This is a genomic window from Shewanella sp. 0m-8, assembly GCF_052977265.1.
Genome location: NZ_JBRIMB010000056.1, coordinates 1 through 24637, shown reverse-complemented (window position 1 = coordinate 24637; position 24637 = coordinate 1). Strand labels below are relative to the sequence as shown.

At 45.1% G+C, this 24637-nt stretch carries 21 protein-coding genes and 1 pseudogene; 7 read left to right on the top strand and 15 right to left on the bottom strand.

The window, feature by feature from the left end; all coding sequences use genetic code 11:
- The first annotated feature begins 592 nt into the window (after positions 1-592).
- Positions 593-1024 (top strand): universal stress protein, encoded by a 432-nt coding sequence (locus tag ACVBIO_RS19005; protein ID WP_447160344.1) that lies wholly within the window; start codon positions 593-595, stop codon positions 1022-1024.
- 113 nt (positions 1025-1137) lie between these two features.
- Here the strand turns inward: ACVBIO_RS19005 and gabT are convergent, their stop codons facing one another.
- The 10 genes from gabT to ACVBIO_RS18955 all read right to left on the bottom strand — a co-directional run bounded on the left by gabT (position 1138) and on the right by ACVBIO_RS18955 (position 12992).
- A complete protein-coding gene (gene gabT / locus ACVBIO_RS19000; RefSeq protein ID WP_447160358.1) occupies positions 1138-2418 on the bottom strand; it encodes a 4-aminobutyrate--2-oxoglutarate transaminase in 1281 nt (426 codons plus the stop codon).
- A 64-nt stretch (positions 2419-2482) separates the two neighbouring features.
- Positions 2483-3931 (bottom strand): NADP-dependent succinate-semialdehyde dehydrogenase, encoded by a 1449-nt coding sequence (gene gabD, locus ACVBIO_RS18995; protein ID WP_447173210.1) that lies wholly within the window; start codon positions 3929-3931, stop codon positions 2483-2485.
- 96 nt (positions 3932-4027) lie between these two features.
- On the bottom strand, positions 4028-5314 hold the full coding sequence (locus ACVBIO_RS18990; RefSeq protein ID WP_447173211.1) for an NAD(P)/FAD-dependent oxidoreductase: 1287 nt from the start codon (positions 5312-5314) through the stop codon (positions 4028-4030).
- Positions 5315-5525: 211 nt separating this feature from the next.
- Complete coding sequence (locus ACVBIO_RS18985; protein WP_447160342.1) at positions 5526-6341, bottom strand: ABC transporter permease subunit; 816 nt, start codon at positions 6339-6341, stop codon at positions 5526-5528.
- Positions 6338-7243: an ABC transporter permease subunit gene (locus ACVBIO_RS18980; RefSeq protein WP_447160341.1), complete on the bottom strand. Its 906-nt coding sequence runs from the start codon at positions 7241-7243 to the stop codon at positions 6338-6340. Before ACVBIO_RS18980 ends, ACVBIO_RS18985 begins: the two co-directional genes overlap by 4 nt.
- Before the next feature lie 10 nt (positions 7244-7253).
- Entirely contained in the window at positions 7254-8390 is a 1137-nt protein-coding gene (gene potA / locus ACVBIO_RS18975; RefSeq protein ID WP_447170210.1) for a polyamine ABC transporter ATP-binding protein, read from the bottom strand.
- Between the two features lie 100 nt (positions 8391-8490).
- Positions 8491-9591, bottom strand: a complete 1101-nt coding sequence (locus ACVBIO_RS18970; protein WP_447160339.1) for a polyamine ABC transporter substrate-binding protein — start codon at positions 9589-9591, stop codon at positions 8491-8493.
- Positions 9592-9844: 253 nt separating this feature from the next.
- On the bottom strand, positions 9845-11194 hold the full coding sequence (locus ACVBIO_RS18965) for a glutamine synthetase family protein (RefSeq protein ID WP_447160338.1): 1350 nt from the start codon (positions 11192-11194) through the stop codon (positions 9845-9847).
- Positions 11195-11196: 2 nt separating this feature from the next.
- On the bottom strand, positions 11197-11958 hold the full coding sequence (locus ACVBIO_RS18960; protein ID WP_447173209.1) for a gamma-glutamyl-gamma-aminobutyrate hydrolase family protein: 762 nt from the start codon (positions 11956-11958) through the stop codon (positions 11197-11199).
- A 485-nt stretch (positions 11959-12443) separates the two neighbouring features.
- Positions 12444-12992: a cupin domain-containing protein gene (locus tag ACVBIO_RS18955; protein WP_447160336.1), complete on the bottom strand. Its 549-nt coding sequence runs from the start codon at positions 12990-12992 to the stop codon at positions 12444-12446.
- A gap of 242 nt (positions 12993-13234) precedes the next feature.
- Between ACVBIO_RS18955 and ACVBIO_RS18950 the strand changes: the two genes are divergently transcribed.
- Complete coding sequence (locus ACVBIO_RS18950) at positions 13235-14542, top strand: NAD(P)/FAD-dependent oxidoreductase (RefSeq protein WP_447160335.1); 1308 nt, start codon at positions 13235-13237, stop codon at positions 14540-14542.
- 72 nt (positions 14543-14614) lie between these two features.
- Here the strand turns inward: ACVBIO_RS18950 and ACVBIO_RS18945 are convergent.
- From ACVBIO_RS18945 to ACVBIO_RS18925, 5 genes and pseudogenes are all read right to left on the bottom strand, one after another.
- Positions 14615-14857 (bottom strand): annotated as a pseudogene (locus ACVBIO_RS18945) (aspartate/glutamate racemase family protein); the annotation flags it as partial.
- A 9-nt stretch (positions 14858-14866) separates the two neighbouring features.
- Complete coding sequence (gene cyaB, locus ACVBIO_RS18940) at positions 14867-15418, bottom strand: class IV adenylate cyclase (protein ID WP_447160334.1); 552 nt, start codon at positions 15416-15418, stop codon at positions 14867-14869.
- A 151-nt stretch (positions 15419-15569) separates the two neighbouring features.
- Positions 15570-16106 carry a GNAT family N-acetyltransferase gene (locus ACVBIO_RS18935; protein ID WP_447160333.1) on the bottom strand — a complete coding sequence of 179 codons (537 nt, stop codon included), beginning with the start codon at positions 16104-16106 and terminating at the stop codon, positions 15570-15572.
- A 35-nt stretch (positions 16107-16141) separates the two neighbouring features.
- Positions 16142-17308, bottom strand: coding sequence for a MerR family transcriptional regulator (locus ACVBIO_RS18930; protein ID WP_447164586.1), 1167 nt, complete (start codon positions 17306-17308; stop codon positions 16142-16144).
- Between the two features lie 160 nt (positions 17309-17468).
- Entirely contained in the window at positions 17469-18968 is a 1500-nt protein-coding gene (locus ACVBIO_RS18925) for an aldehyde dehydrogenase (protein WP_447173208.1), read from the bottom strand.
- A 285-nt stretch (positions 18969-19253) separates the two neighbouring features.
- Here ACVBIO_RS18925 and ACVBIO_RS18920 point away from each other — a divergent pair, with 285 nt between their 5' ends.
- The 5 genes from ACVBIO_RS18920 to ACVBIO_RS18900 all read left to right on the top strand — a co-directional run bounded on the left by ACVBIO_RS18920 (position 19254) and on the right by ACVBIO_RS18900 (position 24358).
- Entirely contained in the window at positions 19254-20594 is a 1341-nt protein-coding gene (locus ACVBIO_RS18920) for an aminotransferase class III-fold pyridoxal phosphate-dependent enzyme (protein WP_447173207.1), read from the top strand.
- A gap of 163 nt (positions 20595-20757) precedes the next feature.
- A complete protein-coding gene (locus ACVBIO_RS18915; protein ID WP_447170215.1) occupies positions 20758-22263 on the top strand; it encodes a CoA-acylating methylmalonate-semialdehyde dehydrogenase in 1506 nt (501 codons plus the stop codon).
- 79 nt (positions 22264-22342) lie between these two features.
- Positions 22343-22714, top strand: coding sequence for a cupin domain-containing protein (locus ACVBIO_RS18910; protein ID WP_447170216.1), 372 nt, complete (start codon positions 22343-22345; stop codon positions 22712-22714).
- A 180-nt stretch (positions 22715-22894) separates the two neighbouring features.
- Positions 22895-23629, top strand: coding sequence for a TorF family putative porin (locus tag ACVBIO_RS18905; protein WP_447170217.1), 735 nt, complete (start codon positions 22895-22897; stop codon positions 23627-23629).
- Positions 23630-24013: 384 nt separating this feature from the next.
- Entirely contained in the window at positions 24014-24358 is a 345-nt protein-coding gene (locus ACVBIO_RS18900; protein ID WP_447173206.1) for a DUF3634 family protein, read from the top strand.
- Positions 24359-24637: the final 279 nt, after the last annotated feature.

The following is a 24637-nucleotide window of genomic DNA, read 5'->3' as shown; positions in this document are numbered from 1 at the left end:
TTACGGACTTTGTTGCCAAAAAGTTCACTCGCTAATCATAAATGCACAATGCCATTAAACCTGTAACCCATATTTAAAAGCGTTTACCTAGCGCTAACCCACATCGAGTTGCAAGCATAAAGTACAAGATTAACAATAGTTAAGGCTTATATTTTTGTGAACTGAATCAAAACTATCGGCTAATTTCTGTGGGATATTTATGCGAACGTATCAGCTTGTATCAACTATTTTTTAGAGGTCTTTATGGATTTTATAAGACATGTGCCTGCACTATTTTCAATGTTCGTAGGCATCGCAATCGTTGAGTTTACAGTAGTGGCTTTTGGGTTAGTGGTCAATCGAGTTCAAAACATCTTAAGCAGAAGCTAACAAATAGAGGCTGAGCAAAAATAAAGCCTTGTTACATAGGTAAGGGGTTACATAGGCAAGGGGGTACAAATATGAGGGATTACATAGACTGAGTATTTGCTCACTAGCACACAGCGCCTATATTTAAAGTAGCAAGGATTTAGCGTGACGTAATAAGCGGTGTAATCCATGCTTTTAACGCTATCACTTTATAATTTATACCTGTATTAAACAGGAGAATGTTATGCGAACAAAACAGATCCTTTGCCCAACCGACTTTTCAGAAACAGCATCTCATGCAATAGGCTACGCCATAGAAATGGCCACGTTTTATAAAGTTGGGATCTGCCTTTTACATGTTGTCGATAAACCCTTTGGTGATAAATATACCCGTGTGTTAGCGGTGTCACCCGATGATCTGATCGAGAGAATGGAAAAAGAGGCTGCCGAGAAAATGAAGCAGTTTATCACCACTCTCGATGATACTCTGTCTTTTGAAAGTGCTATTTGCCATGGCCACCCTGTAGAACAAATTTTATTGACCGCTGAAAAGCTGGATGTTGGCATGATAGTTATGGCAAGTCATGGCCGCACAGGGCTTGCTCACTTTCTCAATCCCAATACTACCGAAGATGTTGTCTGTAAAGCTCACTGCCCAGTACTAGTGGTCAAATAGCGCTAATGGTTAAGTAGCGCTAGATTTAACGTATAAAAAATCCGAGCTTAGAAACTAAACTCGGATTATTAGCAATTTTTGCTCAGCCGAAATAATTAACTTATCTTACTGGCTTAACTCGATTTTAATACCACATCAAAACAACTACGAATAATCTCAAGCCCCTTATCAACTTGCTCATCTGGCGCAGTCAGTGGCACTAAAATTCGCAGTACATTGCCATAGGTTCCACAAGACAACAAAATAAGCCCTCTATCTCGCGCTTCTTTGAGCATTTGAGCGCAATACTCTGGTGCAGGTTTACCGTCTTGCATAAGCTCCACTGCGATCATGGCGCCAAGACCACGTACATCAACGATTTGCTGATGCGCTTCCGCCATCGCTTTGAGCGACGCCTTAAGCTTCGCCCCAAGTGCATTCGCTCTTTGTAGCAGTTTCTCCTCTTCAAACACTTCTATCACGGCAAGTGCTGCAGCGCAGGCTAACGGACTACCACCATAGGTGCCGCCTAAGCCGCCCGCACCAATAGAGTCCATCACTTCAGCACTACCTGTAATACCTGAGAGCGGGAAGCCTCCAGCAATAGATTTCGCAAAGGTCGTGATATCTGCCGCTACTCCCATCTGCTCCATAGCAAAAAAGGTACCGGTACGTCCTGCACCAGTTTGAACCTCATCGGCGATCAACATAATGCCGTGCTTATCGCATAGCTGACGTAATTGCTGCATGAACGCTACTGAGGTGTGATAAAAACCGCCTTCGCCTTGTACCGGTTCAATAATGATGGCAGCGATATCATCAGGCTCTGCATCGTTCTTAAAGATGCGTTCAATCGATGCGATAGCATCGTCATCACTCACTCCATGCAGCGCACAGGGAAACTCGGCTCTAAATACATTCGCCGACATCAACCCCATGCCTTTACTGTAAGGGGCAACTTTACCTGTTAAGGCTAATGCCGCCATAGTGCGGCCATGATAGCCCGAGGTAAAGGCGATAACACCGCTGCGTTTGGTGTGAGCCCTAGCCACTTTCACGGCATTCTCAACCGCCTCTGAGCCACTGGTAAATAGCGCTGTTTTCTTAGCAAAATCGCCAGGCACAAGCTGATTAAGCTTCTCGCAGACTTGAATATAATTCTCATAACCCAGCACCATAAAGCAAGTATGAGAAAACAGCTCTAACTGCTCAGCTACCGCGGCTTTGACTTTATCATGCAGGTGGCCGGTATTAAGCACCGCAATGCCTCCAGCAAAGTCGATAAACTCACGTCCTTCGACATCCCAGACCGTAGCATTGTCGGCGCGCTGAGTGTAAATAGGATGAATTTGGCCCACACCATTAGCAACCGCGGCCTGGCGGCGCACCATAAGTGACTCATTAGTTGTCATAATAACTTCCTCTTAATCCCAATCCGTTGAAAGTGCGCTTTTAGTGACATCATCATAAAAACAGGTATTAAACTGACATACAGATATACTTCATCTCCAGGTACTCTTCGATACCAAATTTCGAACCCTCACGGCCAAGTCCAGAGGCTTTTATACCGCCAAATGGTGCTACTTCAGTCGAGATAAGCCCTGTATTGACACCCACCATACCGTATTCAAGTGCTTCAGAGACTTTCCATACCAGTGAGATATCGCGGCCATAAAAATAGGCGGCTAAACCAAACTCGGTGTCGTTAGCTTGCTTAATCACATCATCAACATCAGAGAATTTAAATAAAGGTGCCAGTGGGCCAAAGGTTTCCTCTTTAGCGACTAACATGCTTTTATCAACATTGGTGACAATCGTTGGCTCAAAGAAGTTGCCACCTAAGCTCGCCAGTTTGCCCCCTGTAACCAATGTCGCGCCTTTCGAAAGCGCATCTTCAAGATGTCTTTGTACCTTAACCACGGCATCACTGTTAATCAGTGGACCAGTGGTAACGCCAGCATCGGTGCCAAGGCCGACCTTCAACTTAGCCACTGCGCTGGCTAGCTTCTGGGCAAACTCATCATATACACCCTCTTGGACATAGATACGGTTTGCACACACGCAGGTTTGCCCTGCGTTACGATACTTAGCAATCATAGCCCCTTCGACCGCCGCATCGATGTCAGCATCGTTAAATACGATAAATGGCGCGTTACCGCCAAGCTCGAGTGACATTTTCTTAAGTGTCGGCGCGCATTGCTGCATCAGCTTAATACCCACTGGCGTCGAGCCAGTGAAAGACAATTTTCGCACCACAGGGTTAGCACAAAGCTCATTACCTATGGCAATTGCATCGCCTGTAACCACGCTAAAGACTCCAGCAGGAATGCCTGCACGCTCGGCAAGCTCTGCAAGTGCCAATGCGGTAAAGGGCGTTTGCGGCGCAGGTTTTACCACCATAGTGCAACCCGCCGCTAATGCTGGGGCAGCTTTACGAGTGATCATCGCAGCAGGAAAGTTCCACGGCGTAATCGCTGCGGTGACGCCAACGCTTTGCTTAATCACCATCAAACGCTTATCACCTTGATGGCCTGGGATCGTATCGCCATAAACGCGCTTAGCTTCTTCGGCGAACCATTCAATAAATGAGGCAGCATAAACGACCTCACCTTTCGCTTCTGCTAGCGGCTTGCCTTGCTCCGTAGTCATCATCAGTGCTAAATCGTCTTGATGTTCAAGTAATAGCTCAAACCAGCGATTCAGTTTTGCGCCGCGTTCTTTAGCCGTTAACGCACGCCATGCAGGAAGGGCTTTCTCGGCCGCCGTTATCGCCGCTTTGGTTTCTGTCGTGCCCATTACCGGCACACTGCCAATCACTTTATGGGTAGCAGGATCGGCTATCTCGACCTTTTCACCGCTTATGGCTTCAAGCCACTCGCCATTTATATAACATTGCTGACGTAGCAAACTCATATCATTTAACTGCACGGGTTACTCCTTAATTGGCTTTAGCACTTTTAGCTTATCGGCTAGTTTGATTCGACTGCTTTAAGCCGAATTGAGTTCATCGTTGAGCGAATAAAATTACACACCTAGCTTGTCACGCATAGTGTAGTACCAAGCGCCAATAGCGCTAAACGGCACTTTTAACGCGTGCCCGCCAGGGAACGGATAATGGGGCAAGCCCGCAAAAGCGTCGAAACGAGTTGCTTGTCCATTAATCGCTTCAGCTAAGATCTTACCCGCTAAATGCGTATAAGTTACCCCATGACCACTACAGCCTTGTGAATAATAGATATTACTGCCGATGCGGCCCACTTGAGGTAAACGCGACAGGGTCAGTAAAAAATTGCCTGTCCAAGTATAATCAATCTTCACATCTTTAAGTTGTGGAAAGGTCTTGAGCATCTTAGGTCTGATGATCGACTTAATATCAGCCGGATCGCGCGCCCCATAAACTACACCACCACCGTAAATTAGGCGGTTGTCACCCGATAGACGAAAGTAATCGAGTAAGTAGTTACAATCTTCAACGCAGTAGTTTTGTGGCAATAAGCTTTTAGCCAGCTCTGCACTCAGCGGCTCTGTCGTGATCACCTGCGTACCGCAAGGCATAGACTTAGCCTGTAGTTTTGGCATCAGACCGCCTAAGTAAGCATTGCCCGCGACGACGACAAACTTAGACTTAACGCTGCCATTCGCTGTATGCACAACAGGATTGTCACCCTCTTCCACTTTTATAACTGCTGAGTCTTCATAGATCTTGCCACCTAGCGACTCCACCGCATGGGCTTCACCTAACGCAAGATTTAACGGGTGAATATGGCCACCACTTTTATCGAGTAATCCACCGATGTAAGATTCGGTATCAACCACTTTACGAATGTCATTTTTATCAAGTAACTCAAGATGGTTCATGTGACCATGCTTTTCCCACAAGGCTTTTTGTGATTGCAAGTGCCCCATCTGCTTATCATTTAGCGCAGCAAACACGCCGCCATCTTGCAGATCGCATTGAATGTTATATTTTTTGATGCGTTCTTTTATGATGCGAGCACCTTCGAAAGCCATTTCACCAAATAGCTTCCCGGCCTCTTTACCGACGGTTTTTTCAATCGAGTCGATATCACGGCTAAAACTGTTAACTATTTGGCCGCCATTTCGGCCCGACGCGCCCCAACCAATGCGAGCCGCCTCCAATACAGTGACCTTGTAGCCCATTTCCAGTAGATGTAATGCTGTCGACAATCCGGTGTAACCCGCACCAATAATACAAACATCAGTTTCGATATTGTCTTGCAGCATTGGGCGCTCAGTTTTATCGTTGGCTGATGCCGCGTAGTATGAATCTACATGTGGTGTGCTGGTCATGGTTTCCGCCTGTCTTTCATTGATTATTATTGACATAACTTCTGTCCTTTTGTGCTTAAGCTGCGAATTTTTAGATCTCGATAAGTGAGCCTTCACAGGCTCACTATCTTTAACAAATTAGTCTTCAACAAATGGGTTTTCGATAAGTTGGTAACCCTGACGGGTATAAAAGCTAGCAGGTAACTTTTATACCCGAGTGACGCTAATAAGGTTAAGCAGAGCTAGAACGCTGCTTAATATCTGCGCGACGTGCGAAGTACCAAGAGATAAATGCGATAAGCGATACGATAAGAATGATCAAGGTCGCCAGCGCATTAATCTTAGGCGAGACTCCCATACGTACCGAGGAGAACACCACCATAGGCAGGGTCGTAGCACCTGGTCCTGATGCAAAGCTGGCAATCACTAAGTCATCCAGAGATAAGCTAAATGACAGTAACCAACCCGCTACTAGCGCAGGAGAGATCATCGGCACCGTAATGGCGAAGAAGGTCTTAAATGGTGTCGCCCCTAGATCTTGCGCAGCTTCTTCAACCGAGCGGTCAATTTCACGTAAGCGCGATGACACAACAACGGCCACATAAGCGGCGCAGAAGGTTGAGTGGGCAATCCAAACGGTTAACATGCCACGCTCTGCAGGCCAGCCAAACAAGTCGGCCATATGCACAAACAAGAGCAGCAAAGACAGACCGGTAATCACCTCAGGCATCACGAGTGGCGCCGTGATCATGTTAGACAGAGTTAACTTACCCCAACCTCGAGCAAATCGCGTCATTACAAATGCCGCCATGGTGCCGATGATCACTGCCATAGTAGAAGCGTAAAACGCCACCTGTAAACTGGTCCATACAGCATCCAGGATCTGCTGATCGCGTAACAGCTCACCGTACCATTTGGTTGAAAAACCAGCCCATACGGTCACTAACTTAGACTCGTTAAATGAGTAAATCACCAAGATAAACATTGGCGCGTACAGGAAAAACATACCCGCCCAAAGCATAATGGTAGAAAAACTTAATTTCTTCATGCTGTTTTCTCCATCTCTTTAGCCTGATAACGGTGGAACAGAGTAATCGGAATAATCAGTAAGCCGAGCATGACAATCGCAAGCGCAGACGCCACCGGCCAATCACGGTTATTGAAGAACTCCTGCCACAACACCTTGCCTATCATCAAGGAGTCTGGGCCACCCAGTAGTTCAGGGATAACAAACTCGCCCACGACCGGAATAAATACCAACATAGATCCGGCTATCACGCCGCCTTTAGACAGAGGTAGTGTGACTTTCCAAAAGGTATTGAGACTACGGGATCCCAAATCAGCAGCGGCTTCGAGTAAGCTACCATCTAGCTGAGATAGATTGGCGTAAAGCGGCAAAATCATAAACGGTAAGTAACTGTAGATAATACCAATATAGACTGCGGTATTAGTGTTTAGGATCTGCAGCGGCTCGGAAATAATTCCAGTCCACATCAACACATTATTAATCACTCCGTTGTTACTCAATATGCCCATCCAGGCGTAAACTCGAATAAGAAATGAGGTCCAAGAAGGCAGCATCACCAACAGGATTAACAAGGTTTGATTACGCTTTGGCGCACGCGCAATGGCATAGGCCATCGGGTAGCCAATCAGCAAACAACCTATGGTTGAAATGGTCGCCATTTTAAGCGAGCCAAGGTAGGCGTTGTAATACAAAGAGTCATCTAGAATAAGCAGATAGTTACCTAAATTCAGCATGATCTGCAAAGACTCTTCAGCATACTGGAACAGAGGTTCGTAGGGCGGTATCGAGATAATCGGTGTAGAAAAACTAATCTTAAGTACGATGGCAAAAGGGAGTGCGAAGAACATCAGTAGCCAAAAGTATGGGACACCTATGGTCCAACATTGACCCTTGGGCAATCTAAATTTTAACGGCTTTTTCATGTTCAGTTCCTTATGATCTAAGGACCACTCCGCAGGTGGCCTCCCAGCTGATGAAAACCGCTTCTTCCCATGTAGGAGGGTCTGAACGACGTTCACGGTTAGTCATAATGGTTTGGATAAGCTGCTTATTCGGCAGGCGGATGTAGTACACAGAAATCCCCCCTAAATATGCAATATCCTCAACGACCCCGCTAGACCAGTTATGCTCGCCTTCAGGCTGCTCACGAGTAATACGCGTCTTCTCAGGACGAACGGCAACCCACACTGTTTTATCTTCCACACTGGTTGATACCCCATGATCGATAAATAGTTTTTGCGATAAGCCCTCGCTTTTAATCAGTACATGATCGGCTTTATCGACTACGATTTCACCTTCAAACAAGTTAACACTACCAATAAATTCCGCTACCATACGGCTATTGGGGCTCTCATAAATATCGGTAGGTGAACCCGTTTGAGCAATCCAACCATCATTCATTATCGAGATGCGACCTGCCATGGTCATGGCTTCTTCTTGGTCATGGGTTACCATTACACAGGTCACGCCAACGGCCTCTAAAATATCCACCACCTCAAGTTGCATCTGAGTGCGTAGTTTTTTATCTAACGCTCCCATCGGCTCATCGAGCAGTAACAGCTTAGGACGCTTCGCTAACGAACGGGCTAATGCCACACGCTGTCGCTGACCACCCGATAATTGGTTAGGCTTGCGCTTAGCGTAGGTTTCCATGTGCACTAGCTTTAGCATCTCCTGCACCCGAGACGTAATTTCCGCTTTTGATAACTTATCTTGCTTCAAGCCAAAAGCGATATTTTGCTCTACCGTCATATGGGGGAATAGCGCATAAGACTGAAACATCATATTGATAGGGCGTTCATGGGGGGGCATGTCGGTAATGTCTTCACCGTCTAGAAAGATGCGCCCTTCAGATGGCTTTTCAAATCCAGCCAGAATACGTAGCAGGGTAGACTTACCCGAGCCCGAACCGCCTAGCAATGCAAAAATCTCCCCTTTCTTGATATTTAGCGTGACATCATCTACTGCACGCACTTCATCAAATAGCTTACTTACTCTGTCTATCTGAAGTAGCACTTCGCCCTGCGTCTTTTTAATCGAATTATTGGTGACGTCCAAGGTACTAGCCATATTACTTCTCCAACTAAGGGCCATAATTGCAGCCCTTTGTATCAATTCATCTATTACTTGTGGATCAAAAAGGGCAAGGCGATGCCTTGCCCAAACTTGATTAATAGCCCGATTTCACTTTGGTCCATACACGCGTCAATGAACGCTGCGACTTCATTGGACGAACATCGCCAACATACAAACGATCGAGTACTTCTTTCGTTGGGTAAATAGACGTGTTAGTACGTACATCTTCATCAACTAAAGGCAGTGCTGGTACGTTTGGATTAGCGTAAGCAACATAGTTGGTAATTGGCGCTATCACCTCAGGGCGTAGCAGGTAGTTAATAAAGGTATGCGCATTTTTGACGTTGGCTGCATCAGCTGGTATAGCTAGCATATCAAACCATAGGTTTGAGCCTTCTTTCGGAATTGAATACTCGATAGTGTTGCCATTTTCCGCTTCATCGGCACGATCGGCGGCCTGGAAAATGTCACCCGAATAACCAAATGCTACACAGATATCGCCATTGGCTAAGTCTGTAATGTAACGAGATGAATGGAAGTAAGTGATGTAAGGACGCACTTTAGCGAGTACTTCACCGGCTTTTTTAAAGTCTTCAGCTTTGGTACTGTTTGGATCAAGGCCTAGATAGATAAGCGCCATAGGGATCATCTCGTCAGCACTATCGAGCAGAGACAAGCCACACTGAGAAACCTTCTCGGCATACTTTGGATTAAAGATAAGTTCTAAAGAATCAACCGGGGCGTCTTCACCAAGTACCGCCTTGACCTTTTCTACGTTATAACCAATACCGTTAGTTCCCCAAAGGTATGGCACTGAATACTGATTCCCTGGGTCAGCAGATTCAAGCTGAGTCATCAGCTCGGGGCTTAAATTCTTATGATTTGATAGTTGGTTTGAATCCAGTTTCTGAAAGGCACCCGCTTTAATTTGCTTTGCTAGGAAGCTATTAGAAGGGACGACAATATCGTAACCTGAGCGGCCTGAAAGCAATTTGGCTTCGACGACTTCATTACTGTCAAACACATCATAAATAACACGAATGCCCGTCTCTTTTTGGAAGTTTTCTAGCGTATCTTCAGCAATATAATCTGACCAGTTATATACACGAACCACTTCTTCTGCATATGCGGTAGTCGATGCCAGTACACTTGCTGTGACGAGCGCAAGTGTGGTCACCTTTTTAAAAAGTTTCATGCTTTCTCCTATTTAGCGTAGCAGCAGATAATGCAACTCTGCTGTCCATTCATTGTTTGCCAATTTATTGGCTTTAGTTCTTATAGTTAACCAATGCTACACCTGAAAAACCGCATCGGCAGTGTGGTACTGCTTTACAGCTTTCATATAGATAACACTCTTTAAAATGCTATCTATATGAGTAACTTCCTTTAAATTATCCCATCACTTTAGGGCAGAGAAACATCCCCAAACATCACTCTGCCACAATGCGTTATACCGTCAGCAATAAGAACTTGCGTTCCCATGAGCTAATCACTTGACGATAATTTTCTAAGTCAGCTTGCTTAACGGCGATATAGCCATTAGTAAAGGTGTCACCCAAATACTCACGACATGCAGAGCTTTCAGCCATAACAGCCAAAGACTCCTCTAGCGTTAACGGCAGCGCGATACCGCTACGGGTTTCATTGGCTCGACCTTGCACTGGCGTTGATGGCTTAACGTCTTCAACCATGCCCATATAACCACATAAAAGGCTGGCGGCAATCGACAAATAGCTGTTGGCATCGGCGCCAGCTATACGGTTTTCAATGCGTAGATTTTGTGGTGAAGATTCAGGAATACGCAGGCCACAAGTACGGTTTTCTTCGCCCCACTCCAAATTTACTGGTGCAGATGCACCCGGTAAGAAACGGCGAAATGAGTTAACGTTTGGCGCTAATAGCGGCAATAGCTCAGGGATGAACTTCTGCAGCCCACCGATGAAGCTGTAAAACAGCGGGCTTTTAGTGCCATCTTCATTGGAAAAGATATTCTTGCCTGACTTGGTATCTACAATACTCTGATGCAGGTGCATCGCGCTGCCAGGCTCATTGGTGATTGGTTTTGCCATAAACGTGGCGCAGACGTTGTGCTTAAGAGCAGCTTCGCGCAGGGTACGCTTAAACACAAAGACTTGGTCCGCCAAAGACAGTGCGTCACCATGGGAGAAGTTAATCTCCATCTGCGCGGTGCCTTCTTCGTGGATCAAGGTATCAATATCTAGACCTTGTTCCTCACACCAGTCATACATATCTTCAAATAACGGGTCATACTCATTTGCCGCATCGATAGAAAAAGACTGACGACCAGACTCTTGGCGACCAGAGCGGCCAATAGGAGGGATCAGAGGTTGATCCGGATCTTCATTAATACGTGTTAAATAGAACTCCATCTCTGGTGCAACAACAGGCTTCCAACCTTTATCTTCGTAAAGCTTAAGTACTTTTTTAAGTAAGTTACGTGGGGACAATTCGATAGGGTTTCCCATCTTATCGTAGGTATCGTGGATAACCTGTGCAGTCGCTTCTATCGTCCAGGGCAGTTTAAATATCGCATTTTCATCCGGCACACAGACAAAGTCGATATCCGCTTCATCAAGCAGCGCATCATAGGATTCATCATCAACATAATCACCAGTGACGGTTTGCAGTAATACACTTTCTGGTAAGCGCATGCCTTTTTCATCTATAAATTTGGCAACGGGCGCAATCTTGCCTCGGGCGATACCAGTCATATCGCATACGACACATTCAACTTCGGTAATTTTGTGTTCTTTTAAATAATTAACTAACTTTTTCATGATTATTTCACTCTGCTTGCTGCACGGCGCTGACATGCCTGATTAAAGGCTTTAAAGATGGCGGTGTAAAAAGGACTATCGAGTACTTTCCATTCCGGATGCCACTGTACGCCTAGTGCAAAATTCTTTGCTTCTTTGACAGAAAACGCTTCTATCAACCCATCGTTTGCATATGCTTCTGGCCGCAACCCAACACCTAGGCGATCGACACCTTGGGTATGGACAGAGTTCACCTCTGCAGAGCTGCGGCCCCATGCATCGTGAAGCAGTCCTCCAGGTTCTATTTTAACCTCGTGCGAAATACCGTATTGCACCTCTACCGGCTGCGTTTTGTCTTCTCTATGTTCGATAAACCCGTCCAGTTCATGCAGCTTTTGATGCAAGCTGCCACCAAAAACAACGTTCATCTCTTGAAATCCACGGCAAATAGCAAGTACTGGTATGCCTGCATCGATTGCTGCTTTTAACAAGGGGAGAGTGGTCGCATCGCGCTTGGGATCATGTAGTGTCCCCTCATCACTTGCGGGACCTTGGAAGTGGTGTGGTTCGATATTTGATGGGGAGCCCGTAAACAGTATTCCATCTAAACGGGCAAGAATAGTTTCTGCGGGGCAATGCCCTAACGCAGGAATAACTAATGGCCAAGCTTGTGTCGCATCTGCTATTGATAATAAATACTTCTCACCCACAATATTGAAAGGGTGCAAGCCCAACTGCTGATTACATGCAGTCACACCAACAACTGCGAGCCCTACTTCCGACATAAAACACCTTCAATCCTTTGTCTTCGTAATTTTTAGAATTATTTTGAATAGTTGTTATCTTGATTTACGAAATCTTGAATAATGAACAGTTATTGCGCACACGTTCATTTTTTCACACACTACACGGATTCAATAAGGGAGGCAATAGGCTGGATTAAAGGAATGTTAAAAAATGTAAATTATTTTAACATCCCTTTAATTATCAGTAAGATAAATAAGTCTAATTTTATTTTCATTTGTTTCCAAATGCATAAAGATAAAGTTTTTATGCGTAATTAGCATAACCAATCAGTTTGATAAAATTAACGTTCACCTTGAGTGAATGCTTTATATTATTTACATGGGAGCATAAAAAATAGTATTAGCTCATCGAGCTAGTAACTAATGTCATAGAAGGTGGAGATGACAGGATATTGATATTGATAACCCTACCTTTGAGAGTCACACTCGCGAAGGTAGGGAAGAGATAAGGCTGGAGAGATTATCTAGAAATTAGCAGGTGTCGTCGCACTGATAATTCGGCACGATTGTTCGTACGGATTACGAAAACGATGTGGCAACTCGCTATTAAAGTAATAGCTATCCCCTTCTTTTAACTCAAAGACTTCATCACCCACGGTCAGCTCTAAACGCCCTTCGATCACCATTGCCGCCTCTTGACCTTCATGCTTAAGCATTTCAATCCCCGTATCAGAGCCCGGCGGGTAGGTTTCACTCATGACAGACATGGCCCGATTTGGAAAGTCTCGACCGATTAACTTAAAGTCCAACATACCGTCGCCGATATCTAACAGCTCATCACTGCGGTACACCACTTTTTGCTCAGCAGCCGAAGTATCTTCAATAGAAAAAAACTCTACTAAAGACATAGGTAAGCCAGAAAGCACCTTTTTCAACGAACTAACCGAAGGGCTAACGCTATTTTTTTCAATCATGGAGATGGTGCTGTTAGTCACACCAGCGCGCTTAGCAAGCTCTCGTTGAGACAAGCCCTTCTCTTTTCTAACCCGTTTAAGGTTTTCTCCAATATCCAAAATCTTTCCCCTAATTGAAGTAATCGTTTTTGTCTTCAACAACGTGTAGAGCAATACTACGCATTCTCGGTACAACTAGAGCCCGCTTTTAATCACCTGCGGAGTGAATAGCACCGAGTGTGTTTGTATTCTACAGGAAAGCATGTTAAAAATAACGAACATCTGTAAATAATTTATTAATATAACTTAGAATATACCGTCACAATTCCAATTTACAATAAAAACATATATTTGGAGAAAAGATGTCAACTAAAAACCCGGTTCATAGCGACCAATACCCCGCATCCTATTACTTCGCAACCGCTAAAGAACTGCATCAATCACCACGATTAGAAGAAGTGTTAGATGTAGATGTGTGTGTGGTCGGCGGCGGATTTAGTGGCATTAACACGGCAATTGAACTGGCTCAAAAAGGCTTTAGCGTAGCCCTACTTGAAGCAAAACGCATTGGCTGGGGAGCATCTGGCCGTAATGGCGGCGAGCTTATCCGCGGCATTGGACATGACCTTAGTCAATTTAAAAACATCATAGGTAACGAAGGTGTAAAAGCTATCGAACAGATGGGCTTTGAAGCGGTAGATATCGTTAGGCAACGTGTAGCTGAGCACAATATTGATTGTAACTTACAGATGGGCTACTGCGACTTAGCCATTCGTCCTCGCCATATGAGGGAGCTTGAAGAAGATTTTGAACATCTAAATAATATCGGCTACGGCCACAATATGACCTTACTCGATAAATCTCGCATTGGGGAAGTGATAGGCTCTGACTTTTACCAAGGCGCATTAGTTGATATGGCCAGTGGCCACTTACACCCACTTAACCTAGCCCTAGGCGAAGCCAAAGTTGCTCGCAGTTTAGGTGTTAAGATGTATGAATATAGCGCTGCGAAAAAAATCATTAAGGGCGATAAGCCAAAAGTTATCACCGAGCAGGGTGAGGTTAATTGTCAATACCTTGTATTAGCTGGCAACGCCTACTTAGGCTTAGATTTAGAAGAGAATATTGGCAGTAAGGTCCTTCCCGCTGGCACCTATATTTTAGCTACCGAGCCGCTAACTCAGGAGCAATGCGATGCTATTATCCCGCAGAATATGGCGTTTGCCGACTTAAGAGTCGATCTTGATTACTATCATCTATCTGAAGATAACCGCCTGCTATTCGGCGGTCTGTGTACCTACTCAGGCAAAGATCCAAAAGATATTGAAGCCGCACTTAGACCCAATCTTGAAAAAGTATTTCCACAGCTAAAAGGCATTAAAATCGACTATGAATGGGGAGGCATGATGGGTATAGGCGCCAACCGTTTACCACAAATTGGTCGTTTGCCTGATGCCAAAAATATCTTCTATGCTCAGGCTTATGCAGGTCATGGTGTTAACGCCACCCATATGGCGGCAAAGTTGATTGCCGAGGCGATAACCACCCAAGCAGAACGCTTCGATATCTTCGCCAAAATCCCGCATATGACTTTTCCTGGCGGACCACACCTACGGTCACCGATGTTAGCAATGGGCATGCTTTATCATAGATTTAAGGATATTTTTTAACGTCGACTTTTAGACCAGCCTAAATAATAAACGGACTTTATCGTCCGTTTATTATTGCTCAACAATCAAGGCTTAACTTAATGCCATATCGACCGCATATCCACAGTGGATCGCTGTCGTATCATAGAGAGGCACTTGGGTATCATGTTGCCCGATCAATAATGCAATCTCTGTACACCCCAGAATGACCGCTTGATCTCCTTGTGCATGTAAGCAATTAACAATATCTAAATATTGCTGCTTTGAAGCGTCGTTAATCACGCCTTGGCATAATTCCTCATAAATAACATGGTGCACAAGATTGCACTCAGCTTCAACGGCATGTTATTTAATTTGGGCGGTCTGAAGATTACGATAGGATCTATGTTCAAGCTGCTTTTCTGTCAGTCCAAATTGAGCTGCTAAGCTCACCAGTTCGGCTCGATAGACGTCTAACATCGCTTCATCATCAGTCATAATGGCAAACTCGGCAAAGTCACCAATCCCAGCTAAATGATCGACAGTGATATGGAGCTTATCAATAAAATAGATACTGCGCTGTTTCTGCATCTCTAAACACACCTCATAACCCATGGTTTTGAGCATGCTTTTAGCGCTATTAGTATCGGTGATATTGGTCGCTTCACAGCGATCGGCTTGCGGCCCTTTTACTATCCAAAGCTTGATACCCGATGGCTCGCACTCGCGTATGCAGACACTTTTTTTCTCAGACAGCAGCTGCTGGTCATTGGTATCAAAGTAACAATCTGATTCGATATTATCTTCAAACATGACTTCGTGCTCTATTGAACTCAATATGTCTAAGAACGCGGACTTACAACCCAAGCGGTACTTTAACTCGACTTCAAACTGACCTTTAAAATGCTCGTCATTCATATATTATCGCTCTCGCTTAGCTTTATTTGCCTTTCACTTAGCAGCCATAATATCTGTTTTATATTAGCAAGTTAGCGATACCGATAACGTTTCCAGCTTTATCACAACTTATAAATCAACAATCGCTCTGGCTCCGGTGTTGTCAGAGTTATCACCAGTACTCTGCTTTATTTAAGGCGTCGACACAGCGGCACTGACCACTTAATGGCTGCAGCGTCTTTGCAGCGAGAGATTGACCAAGCCAGCCTTCAGGGTAAGTCAACGTATGCGGAGCCTTAACAATATCTTCGCTAAGCTGTTTAAACCCAACTTTTGAGTAGTAGTTAGGGTCGCCGTAGGTAAACACAAGCTCAACCCCTTTTTCAGTTAACGTTTCTAGACCAAACTTAATCAATGCCTGACCCACTCCCTGGCGCTGAAAATCGGGATGAACAGCGACGGGCGACAAGATAAAACCATTGATGTCAGTTTCAAAGGTTAACCTTGAAAACATGATGCTCCCCGCTAGCTTACCGCCTTCTGTCGCAACAAAGATAAACAGATCATCACTGCCTGTTGTATTCATAAGAGCCGTCGTTAACTCGCCAATCACTTTACCTTCATCAGCGCCTTCGGAGGCGCTAAAGGTTTCATTGAAAAGATGCGAGATCTCTTTGGCGTTATCTGTGTTGCACTGTAAAAACTTCATCTCTATTTTCCTAATAATCTTATAATCGGGAGTTATTAAATCTTCTGTAAAATCAACATTTGATAGTCAAACTCATCCTGCCGCTTAGCCGCTATTTCGATCTCTTTGTTAATGTCTAGCAGCGCCTTTGAGTTCGGCATTAAAGGCGCTAACTCATCAATACGGGTCTGAAGCGGCTGATAATATTCACTCCAAGCTTGCTCACTGAGTGCAAAGCTATCAATCAACTCATAGCCAGCCTGTTTAGCCTGCTCAATACGCTGGTTTGCAGTGACCATATCTGGGTATTCTTGTTGCCAAAATTCTCTCAATTCATCGCTGGGAGTATCTGTACTCCAAACTAGATCGCTGATGACTAAATACCCCTGGGGCTTGAGCAATGGTTTCCAATTTTTAAAAGCTTGCTCTACCCCCATGATATAAGCACTACCTTCGCTCCAGATAACGTTAAACTCGGCTTTTGAAAAAGGCATTTCAGTCATGCTTGTACACACGGTTTTCACACGTTGAGCGAGCCCTTGACTCAAGCTCTGCTTTAAACTGCTCAGGCTAGACTCATCATTATCTAGCGCAGTGATGACAAATTCAGAATGCTGAGCCAACACCCGAGTAGCCACACCTTTGCCACAGCCAACCTCTAACAGCTCCCCCGAGTTAAGCGAAACAGCCTTTAGTGCTGTTAATGAGTCAGTTTCTGCACCTGGGCCGAATCTTGTTAACCCATCAAAGATCAACTCAAAATCAGCCATATACTGCTCATGTTCATTCATATCTTTAGATAACCATTTCAATCTCAAAGCCTGTTTTTCATCGAAGCCCTGCTTCATCAACCACTCTAGATGTGCATCAGGAGCCTGCATTTCTGTCGCTTGATGCCACTCTCTCATCGACCCCATGCCAAGCATTGCACTGAGCAGTTCTTTCGCTTGCTGTTTCTGGGCTATCTCATCATCTAAAACCTTGAGTCGTTGCAGTAGCAACTGCCTGTCGATGCGACTTTCTAGGCAAGCCTGACACTCTTTTAGGCTTAATCCCCCTGCCTGTAATTGTTGCAGTAGCTTTAAACGTTGCACATCCTGTTCAGAGTAACGCCTATATCCATTTGCCTGTCGCGTAGCCGAAATTAACCCCAGCTTTTCATAATAGAGCAGAGTCGAGCGACTTAATCCGATTTTTAGTGCTAGCTCAGAAATGCGATACATAGGCTGCCCTCAATATTTATGGCTACCATAAACTATGAAGCATTAGACAGGTCAATAAAAATTTTATTTTACAATTACACAAACACCAAAAAGCCCCTAAGTTTACACTTAAGGGCTTTGGTTACTTCAACAGGCATAACAACATTGATTGACTCAGAAATTAATCCAGCACTAACCAAGTTGCCTTAATTTCGGTGTATTTATCAAAGGCATGTAGCGACTTGTCGCGACCATTACCCGACTGTTTATAGCCACCAAATGGCGCGGTCATATCGCCGCCATCATAGTGATTGATCCACACCATGCCGCTTCGAAGGGCCTTAGCCGTCTTGTGCGCTTTATTGATATCCGATGTCCACACCCCCGCTGCGAGGCCATAGATGGTGTCATTGGCAATCTCAATCGCCTGCTGCATGCCATCAAAAGTGATTACCGATAATACTGGGCCAAATATCTCCTCTTTAGCGATGGTCATCTTGTTATCAACATTTGAGAAAATAGTCGGCTCAATATAAACGCCACCCGACTCTTGCATCACCTGAGAGCCACCATGATTTAAGGTTGCACCTTCATCGATTCCCGCTTGAATATAGCCAAGCACATTATCTAACTGCTGTTTATCGACAACTGCGCCAGAAGTGGTCGCGGGATCTAAGGGGTGCCCAGGTGTCCAGCCCTTAAGCTCTTCGGCTATTAAGCCAATAAGCTCATCTTTTACCCCAGACTCCACCAACAAGCGCGAACCAGCGGTGCAGACTTCACCTTGGTTAAAGGCGATGGCACAAGCTGCTGCCTCTGCCGCCTTTTTAAGATCCGGCGCATCATTGAAGATAATATTCGGGCTCTTACCCCCAGCTTCTAGCCAGACCCGCTTCATGTTTGACTCACCCGCGTAGATCATCAACTGCTTAGCAATCTTAGTCGAGCCGGTAAATACTAAGGTATCAACATCCATATGTAGCGCTAGCGCTTTTCCCACTGTATGGCCAAAGCCAGGCAGTACGTTTAACACACCTTTTGGCAAGCCTGCTTCAACGGCTATTTGCGCCATACGAATCGCTGTTAACGGAGATTTCTCAGACGGTTTAAGTACCACACTGTTACCAGTGGCTAAAGCTGGACCAAGCTTCCAACAAGCCATCAACATCGGAAAGTTCCACGGCACAATCGCTGCGACGACCCCTACAGCTTCACGAGTGATCATGCCTATTTCATTGTGCGCCGTTGGGGCTATCTCATCGTAAATTTTATCAATGGCCTCACCAGACCAGCGAATAGCCCGCGCAGCGCCTGCCACATCTACTGTCTTAGCGTATTGAATAGGCTTACCCATATCTAAGGTTTCAAGTAAGGCTAGCTCGTCGGCATTTTGATCCAGCAAGTCAGCAAAACGTATCATCACTTGCTTACGCTTAACAGGTGCTAGGTTTGCCCAAACACCCGTTTCAAAAGTTTCTCTGGCATTGTTAACGGCAATATTGGCATCAGCCTCATCGCAACTTGCCACCTTAACTAAGACTCTGCCATCGATCGGGCTGATACAGTCAAAGGTTTGCTTAGACTGTGCGTCAAGGTATTCGCCTGCAATAAAAGCTGAACCGTTTATTGACAAAGAATCCGCTAACGCTTGCCACTGACTACGACTTTCTGGTGTGCTCATGATGACCTCTTAACACTGAATATAATAATTAGAATGAGGGTTAATGCGGTTAACGCGCCATCTACAGGCGAATTACCACAAAAAGGTGTACTAAAGATTACGCTTATTAGCATCATAATTTCAATATATTTTACAAAAACTTCATTTTTGCTACAAATAAATGCACAAAAAGCTTTCATGTTCATTATTTCTGACATAGCATAGCAAATATCGACCGCTTGCCCAAAAAAGCAACAGATAACAAAACAATAATTAAAATAATGAAACTGAATCAAGGTAGATGATATGGCAGATCCACAGATGCACAATCAATGCGATACGCAGTCATTAGAACATTACTGGATGCCGTTTACGGCAAATAGGCAGTTTAAGTCGAGCCCTAGAATGCTCGCCCATGCCGAAGGTATGTATTATAAAGACGTTGCAGGTCGCCCCATATTAGACGGTACAGCAGGTTTGTGGTGCTGTAACGCCGGACACGGCCGTAAAGAGATCTCTGAAGCGGTCAGTAAACAAATTCATGAGATGGATTATGCGCCATCATTTCAGATGGGCCACCCTCTTGCCTTTGAGCTGGCTGAGCGCTTAGCTCAAATAAGCCCAAAGGGATTAAACAAAGCCTTCTTTACCAACTCAGGTTCTGAGTCTGTCGACAGTGCTTTGAAAATTGCACTCACCTACCACCGTGCCAACGGTGAAGCCACACGCACCCGCTTTATTGGTCGTGAGCTCGGTTACCATGGTGTTGGCTTTGGCGGGATCTCGGTAGGCGGTATTGGTAATAACCGTAAGACCTTTAATCAACAGTTACTGCAAGGTGTCGATCACCTACCGCATACCTTAGATATTAACGGCAATGCATTTTGCCGTGGTATGCCTAAGACCGGTGCAGAAAAAGCAGAAGTACTAGAGCAACTCGTTGCCCTGCACGGTGCTGAAAACATCGCCGCAGTGATTGTTGAGCCAATGTCAGGTTCTGCTGGGGTTATTTTGCCACCAGAGGGATACCTACAAAAGCTTCGCGAAATCACCAACAAGTACGGTATTTTACTTATTTTTGATGAAGTCATTACAGCCTTTGGCCGTGTAGGCGACGCCTTCGCCAGTCAGCGTTGGGGGGTGATACCAGACATGATCACCACTGCAAAAGCCTTAAATAACGGCGCAATTCCAATGGGCGCGGTTTTGGTTGATGACAATATTTACGATACCTGTATGCAAGGTCCTGAAAATGCTATTGAGCTCTTTCACGGCTATACCTATTCCGGTCATCCGGTTGCCGCAGCGGCTGCCATTGCCACCCTAAACATCTATGAAAATGAAAAGCTGTTTGAGCGAACCAAGGAGCTCGAAGGCTATTTTGAAGATGCAGTGCATAGCTTAAAAGGCCTCCCCAATGTGATTGATATTCGCAACACAGGCTTAGTCGGCGGCATTCAATTCGCCCCGAGCGATAAAGGCGCGGGCAAACGTGGTTTTGGGATCTTTGAGCACTGCTTCGAAGCGGGTACCTTAGTGCGTGCCACTGGCGATATTATTGCAATATCCCCACCGTTAATTATCGACAAACAGCAGATAGATCAGATTGTTAATACTCTTAGCGATGCGATTAAAGCTGTCGGTTAATCCCAGCACCTATTACATCGCTTTGCACGCTTGCGTTAATAGCATGGCTTTGCACTGCTACATGAGCTCGAAAATCAGCAGCGCTGATGTAATAGGTAAAACCATTAACCCCCATAAACACTATTGGCTCCCAACTGGGAAATAAGAATTAGGATTTTGCGTTATGCACACGATTAACCATTACATTAACGGCGGCCACTCTGCGCCAAGTCAGCGTACTCAAGCGTTTTTCGAGCCTGCGACAGGTGAGCAACGTGGCACAGTCTCCCTTGCCAGTGCAGCCGAGGTGGCTGGCGTGATTGAATTGGCTAAAAAAGCACATGAGTCATGGTCTAAAGTCACCCCACTGAACCGCTCTCGTGTACTGTTTAAGTTTAAAGCTTTGGTTGAAGCCAATATTGATGAGCTTGCAGAGCTTATCACCCGTGAGCACGGAAAAGTACTCGACGATGCCAAGGGTGAAATAATTCGTGGCCTTGAAGTCGTAGAGTTTGCCTGTGGCATTCCGCACCTATTGAAAGGCGAGCATACCGAACAGGTTGGTGGCGGCGTTGATGCTTGGACCCTGAACCAATCACTTGGCGTCGTTGCGGGGATAGCCCCATTTAACTTCCCAGTAATGGTACCTATGTGGATGTTCCCAATTGCCATAGCGTGTGGCAACAGCTTTATCATGAAGCCATCAGAAAAAGATCCAAGCTCAGTGATGCGCCTAGCCGAATTACTGACCGAAGCAGGCCTACCTAAAGGCGTATTTAACGTCGTTAACGGTGACAAAGAAGCCGTTGACACCCTACTCACTCACAAAGATGTGCAAGCGGTAAGTTTTGTAGGCTCTACGCCAATCGCAGAATATATCTATTCAACCGCATCAGCCCACGGCAAGCGCGTTCAAGCGCTCGGCGGCGCAAAAAATCATATGTTATTGATGCCAGATGCCGATCTTGACCAAGCCGTTGGCGCACTGATGGGCGCAGCATACGGTAGTGCTGGCGAGCGCTGCATGGCAATATCTGTAGTGTTGGCCGTAGGCGACTCTGGAGACGCGTTAGTTGAAAAGTTACTGCCACAAATCAAGGCGCTAAAGGTCGGAAATGGTGTCACGCCAGAGATGGATATGGGTCCGCTTATCTCTGCCCAGCATCTAGAAAAGGTTAGCAACTATGTTGAGACAGGCGTTGCCGAGGGAGCAAAGCTGCTTGCCGATGGCCGACAGCTCTCGGTTGCCGACCACCAGCAAGGTTACTTCTTAGGTGGCTGCTTATTTGATCACGTCACCCCAGAGATGACTATCTACAAAGAAGAGATCTTTGGCCCTGTGCTCGCCATCGTTCGAGTAAAAGATTATGCCGACGCATTGCAACTGATAAATGATCATGAATTTGGTAACGGCACCGCTATCTTTACTCAAAGTGGAGAAGCTGCACGTCACTTCTGCCATAACGTCCAGGTCGGCATGGTAGGGGTCAATGTACCGATCCCTGTACCAATGGCGTTCCATAGCTTTGGTGGTTGGAAACGCTCTCTCTTTGGCCCACTGCATATGCATGGCCCAGATGGAGTCCGTTTTTATACTAAGCGCAAAGCCATAACTGCACGTTGGCCGCAATCGTCTCAAAACGCCTCGCAAGGTACAAAGGCTGAGTTTGTTATGCCGACGATGAAGTAATACAAAAAGGCGTGGCTTAGGCCGCGCTTTTTTCGTTTAGCTTTACACGCGCTAACTTATCGCTGACATGGAAGCACTAATGATTCAAAACATAGATTCAATTTTAAACTTTTCAACGCTCAATACTGCAATCGAGCGCTATAAGCTCGATGCTGAAAAGGTCATAGCTGGCGAGCCTGAGCAAGCACTACAAAACCACTACTCTAGTGACTGTGACCAGTTTCATGCCGGAGTATGGCAAGGCGATATCGGCACTTGGAATGTCGCCTATAGCGAACATGAATATTGTGAGATTTTGTCTGGTTCCTGCAAGGTTACCGACAAAAATGGTCACTGCATAACGGTGAAAACGGGTGACAGGTTTGTCATTCCAGCAGGGTTTGAAGGCACCTGGGAGGTGCTAGATAACTGCCGTAAGGTATACGTGATTTTCGAGCCAAATACGCTGTAATCCCTATAGCTATCTGGTATTAGAAAATCGCTTATTCGCCATGAGGTCGTAGCAATATGCTGCTGTTTGGCAAAATATAATGATGCTCGATATCAATGGTTTATATCAGTGGTCTACAGGCCAAGATATTAACGATAAAAACCAGCATCAAAGTCAACATAGTTAAATGGAGAAACTACCGTGTATAAAAAATTAAATAATAAACGGATTGCCCAACTTGTCGGTCTAACATTATCAACTGCGCTAATGGCCCCTCTTGCTCAAGCTGAGTTTTCTGGCGAGATTGATGTCACCAACGATTACCGCTTTCGCGGTGTATCACAAACGGCAGGCGATTTTGCGATTCAAGGCAGCTTAGATTACAGCATGGAAAATGGCCTGTTCTTTGGTGCTTGGGCGAGTAATGTTGATAAAGATAGCTACGATGCCGATGTGGAAATTGATCTCTATGCAGGATATTGGGGCGCTTTCGGAGCCGATGAAGAGTGGGAGTACGACGTTACACTGACTTACTACACTTATCCAGGCCAAGATGAGAATACCGGTTATTTAGAAGCGAATGCGGGTCTGTACTATGCGGGATTCCACCTAGCCCAGTGGTACACCAATGACTACGCTAATGCCGATCTTTCACTCAATTACACCGAGCTAAACTATTCATACGAGATCTTCGAGAATTGGAGTATCGATGCCCATGTGGGATATAGCTATGGTGAAGGTGTGAATGATGAAGAAATGGGTGACTGGGGCGAGGACTATGTTGACTACTCTATCGGTGTCTCGACTGAACTTGGCGGTGTAGGCCTATCTCTAGCTTGGTTAGATACTAACTTAAGTTCAGATAATATCATCGACTCGAAAGAGCCATGGAGAAATGATGGCACAGTGCTAGCTACTGTAAGCTATGCATTTTAAGCTATGCCGTTAACGCTAGCCTAGACAGTTTCCCTCCCAACAAAAAACCGCCATCTGGCGGTTTTTTATTATCATCTGCAGTCATTTACATCAGATGACTGCAGATGATAACTCGCAATACATAACTAACAGAACATGACTAACAAAACATGGCCACGACAGTCAGATAACTAACAACCGATAGCATCCATTTGGCTATCTAATTCAAAGCTACTTCATATAACCCTATTTCATATAAAGCTAGGTCATATCAAAGCTAAGTCATTCAACATAGTGTGCTGCGAGTGAAAATTCCAATCTCGTGAGCTAACTGGCTTTTAAATCGCTATTGGGAGGAGTATCTTAACTCTAGGGCTATAAGTAATTTATTGAAAAGGAAAGCGCATGACCCCAACCTTACTTAAAATTGTTTTTATTGCTATCGCTATTTTCATTGTCTACAAGCTTATCTTCAGTGGTAAAAAAGGATTAACCCTGTTTGAAATAAACTTTAAAAATGGCCGCATGACGACCCATAAAGGCAAAATCCCAGACAAGTTTGCCAAGGAGTGCCGTGCTATCGCAAAATCCAATAAACTGACTTGTACCGTTAGAGCTGAAAAACTTGGGGATGTGCGCCTGCATGTGTCTGCTAACGTCAGTGATGCGATTACTCAGCGCATTAGAAATGTATTTCCATTTGAGTATTACGAAAAGAAACAGGTCGATAACAGCCGTAAAACCTCATAAAGCGAAATTTATACCTGCTGGCCTTCACACTGTAAAATGAAGGCCTTAACTATATAGATTAGCCATATTACTTAGCTATATCTCTTCGTTATAGCCGCTTAGTTATAGCCGCATAATTGTAGTGGCTTAAATGTGACAGCTTAACTGTAGTCGCTAATATGAATTAGCTTATCTGCAGTAGAGCGCCCCCTGCAAATTCAGCGAGACTGTAACTAACTTTGTGTAACTGCTTATCAAACTGTACTCTAAAAAGAGTCAAGGATAGGCGTATAATCATGA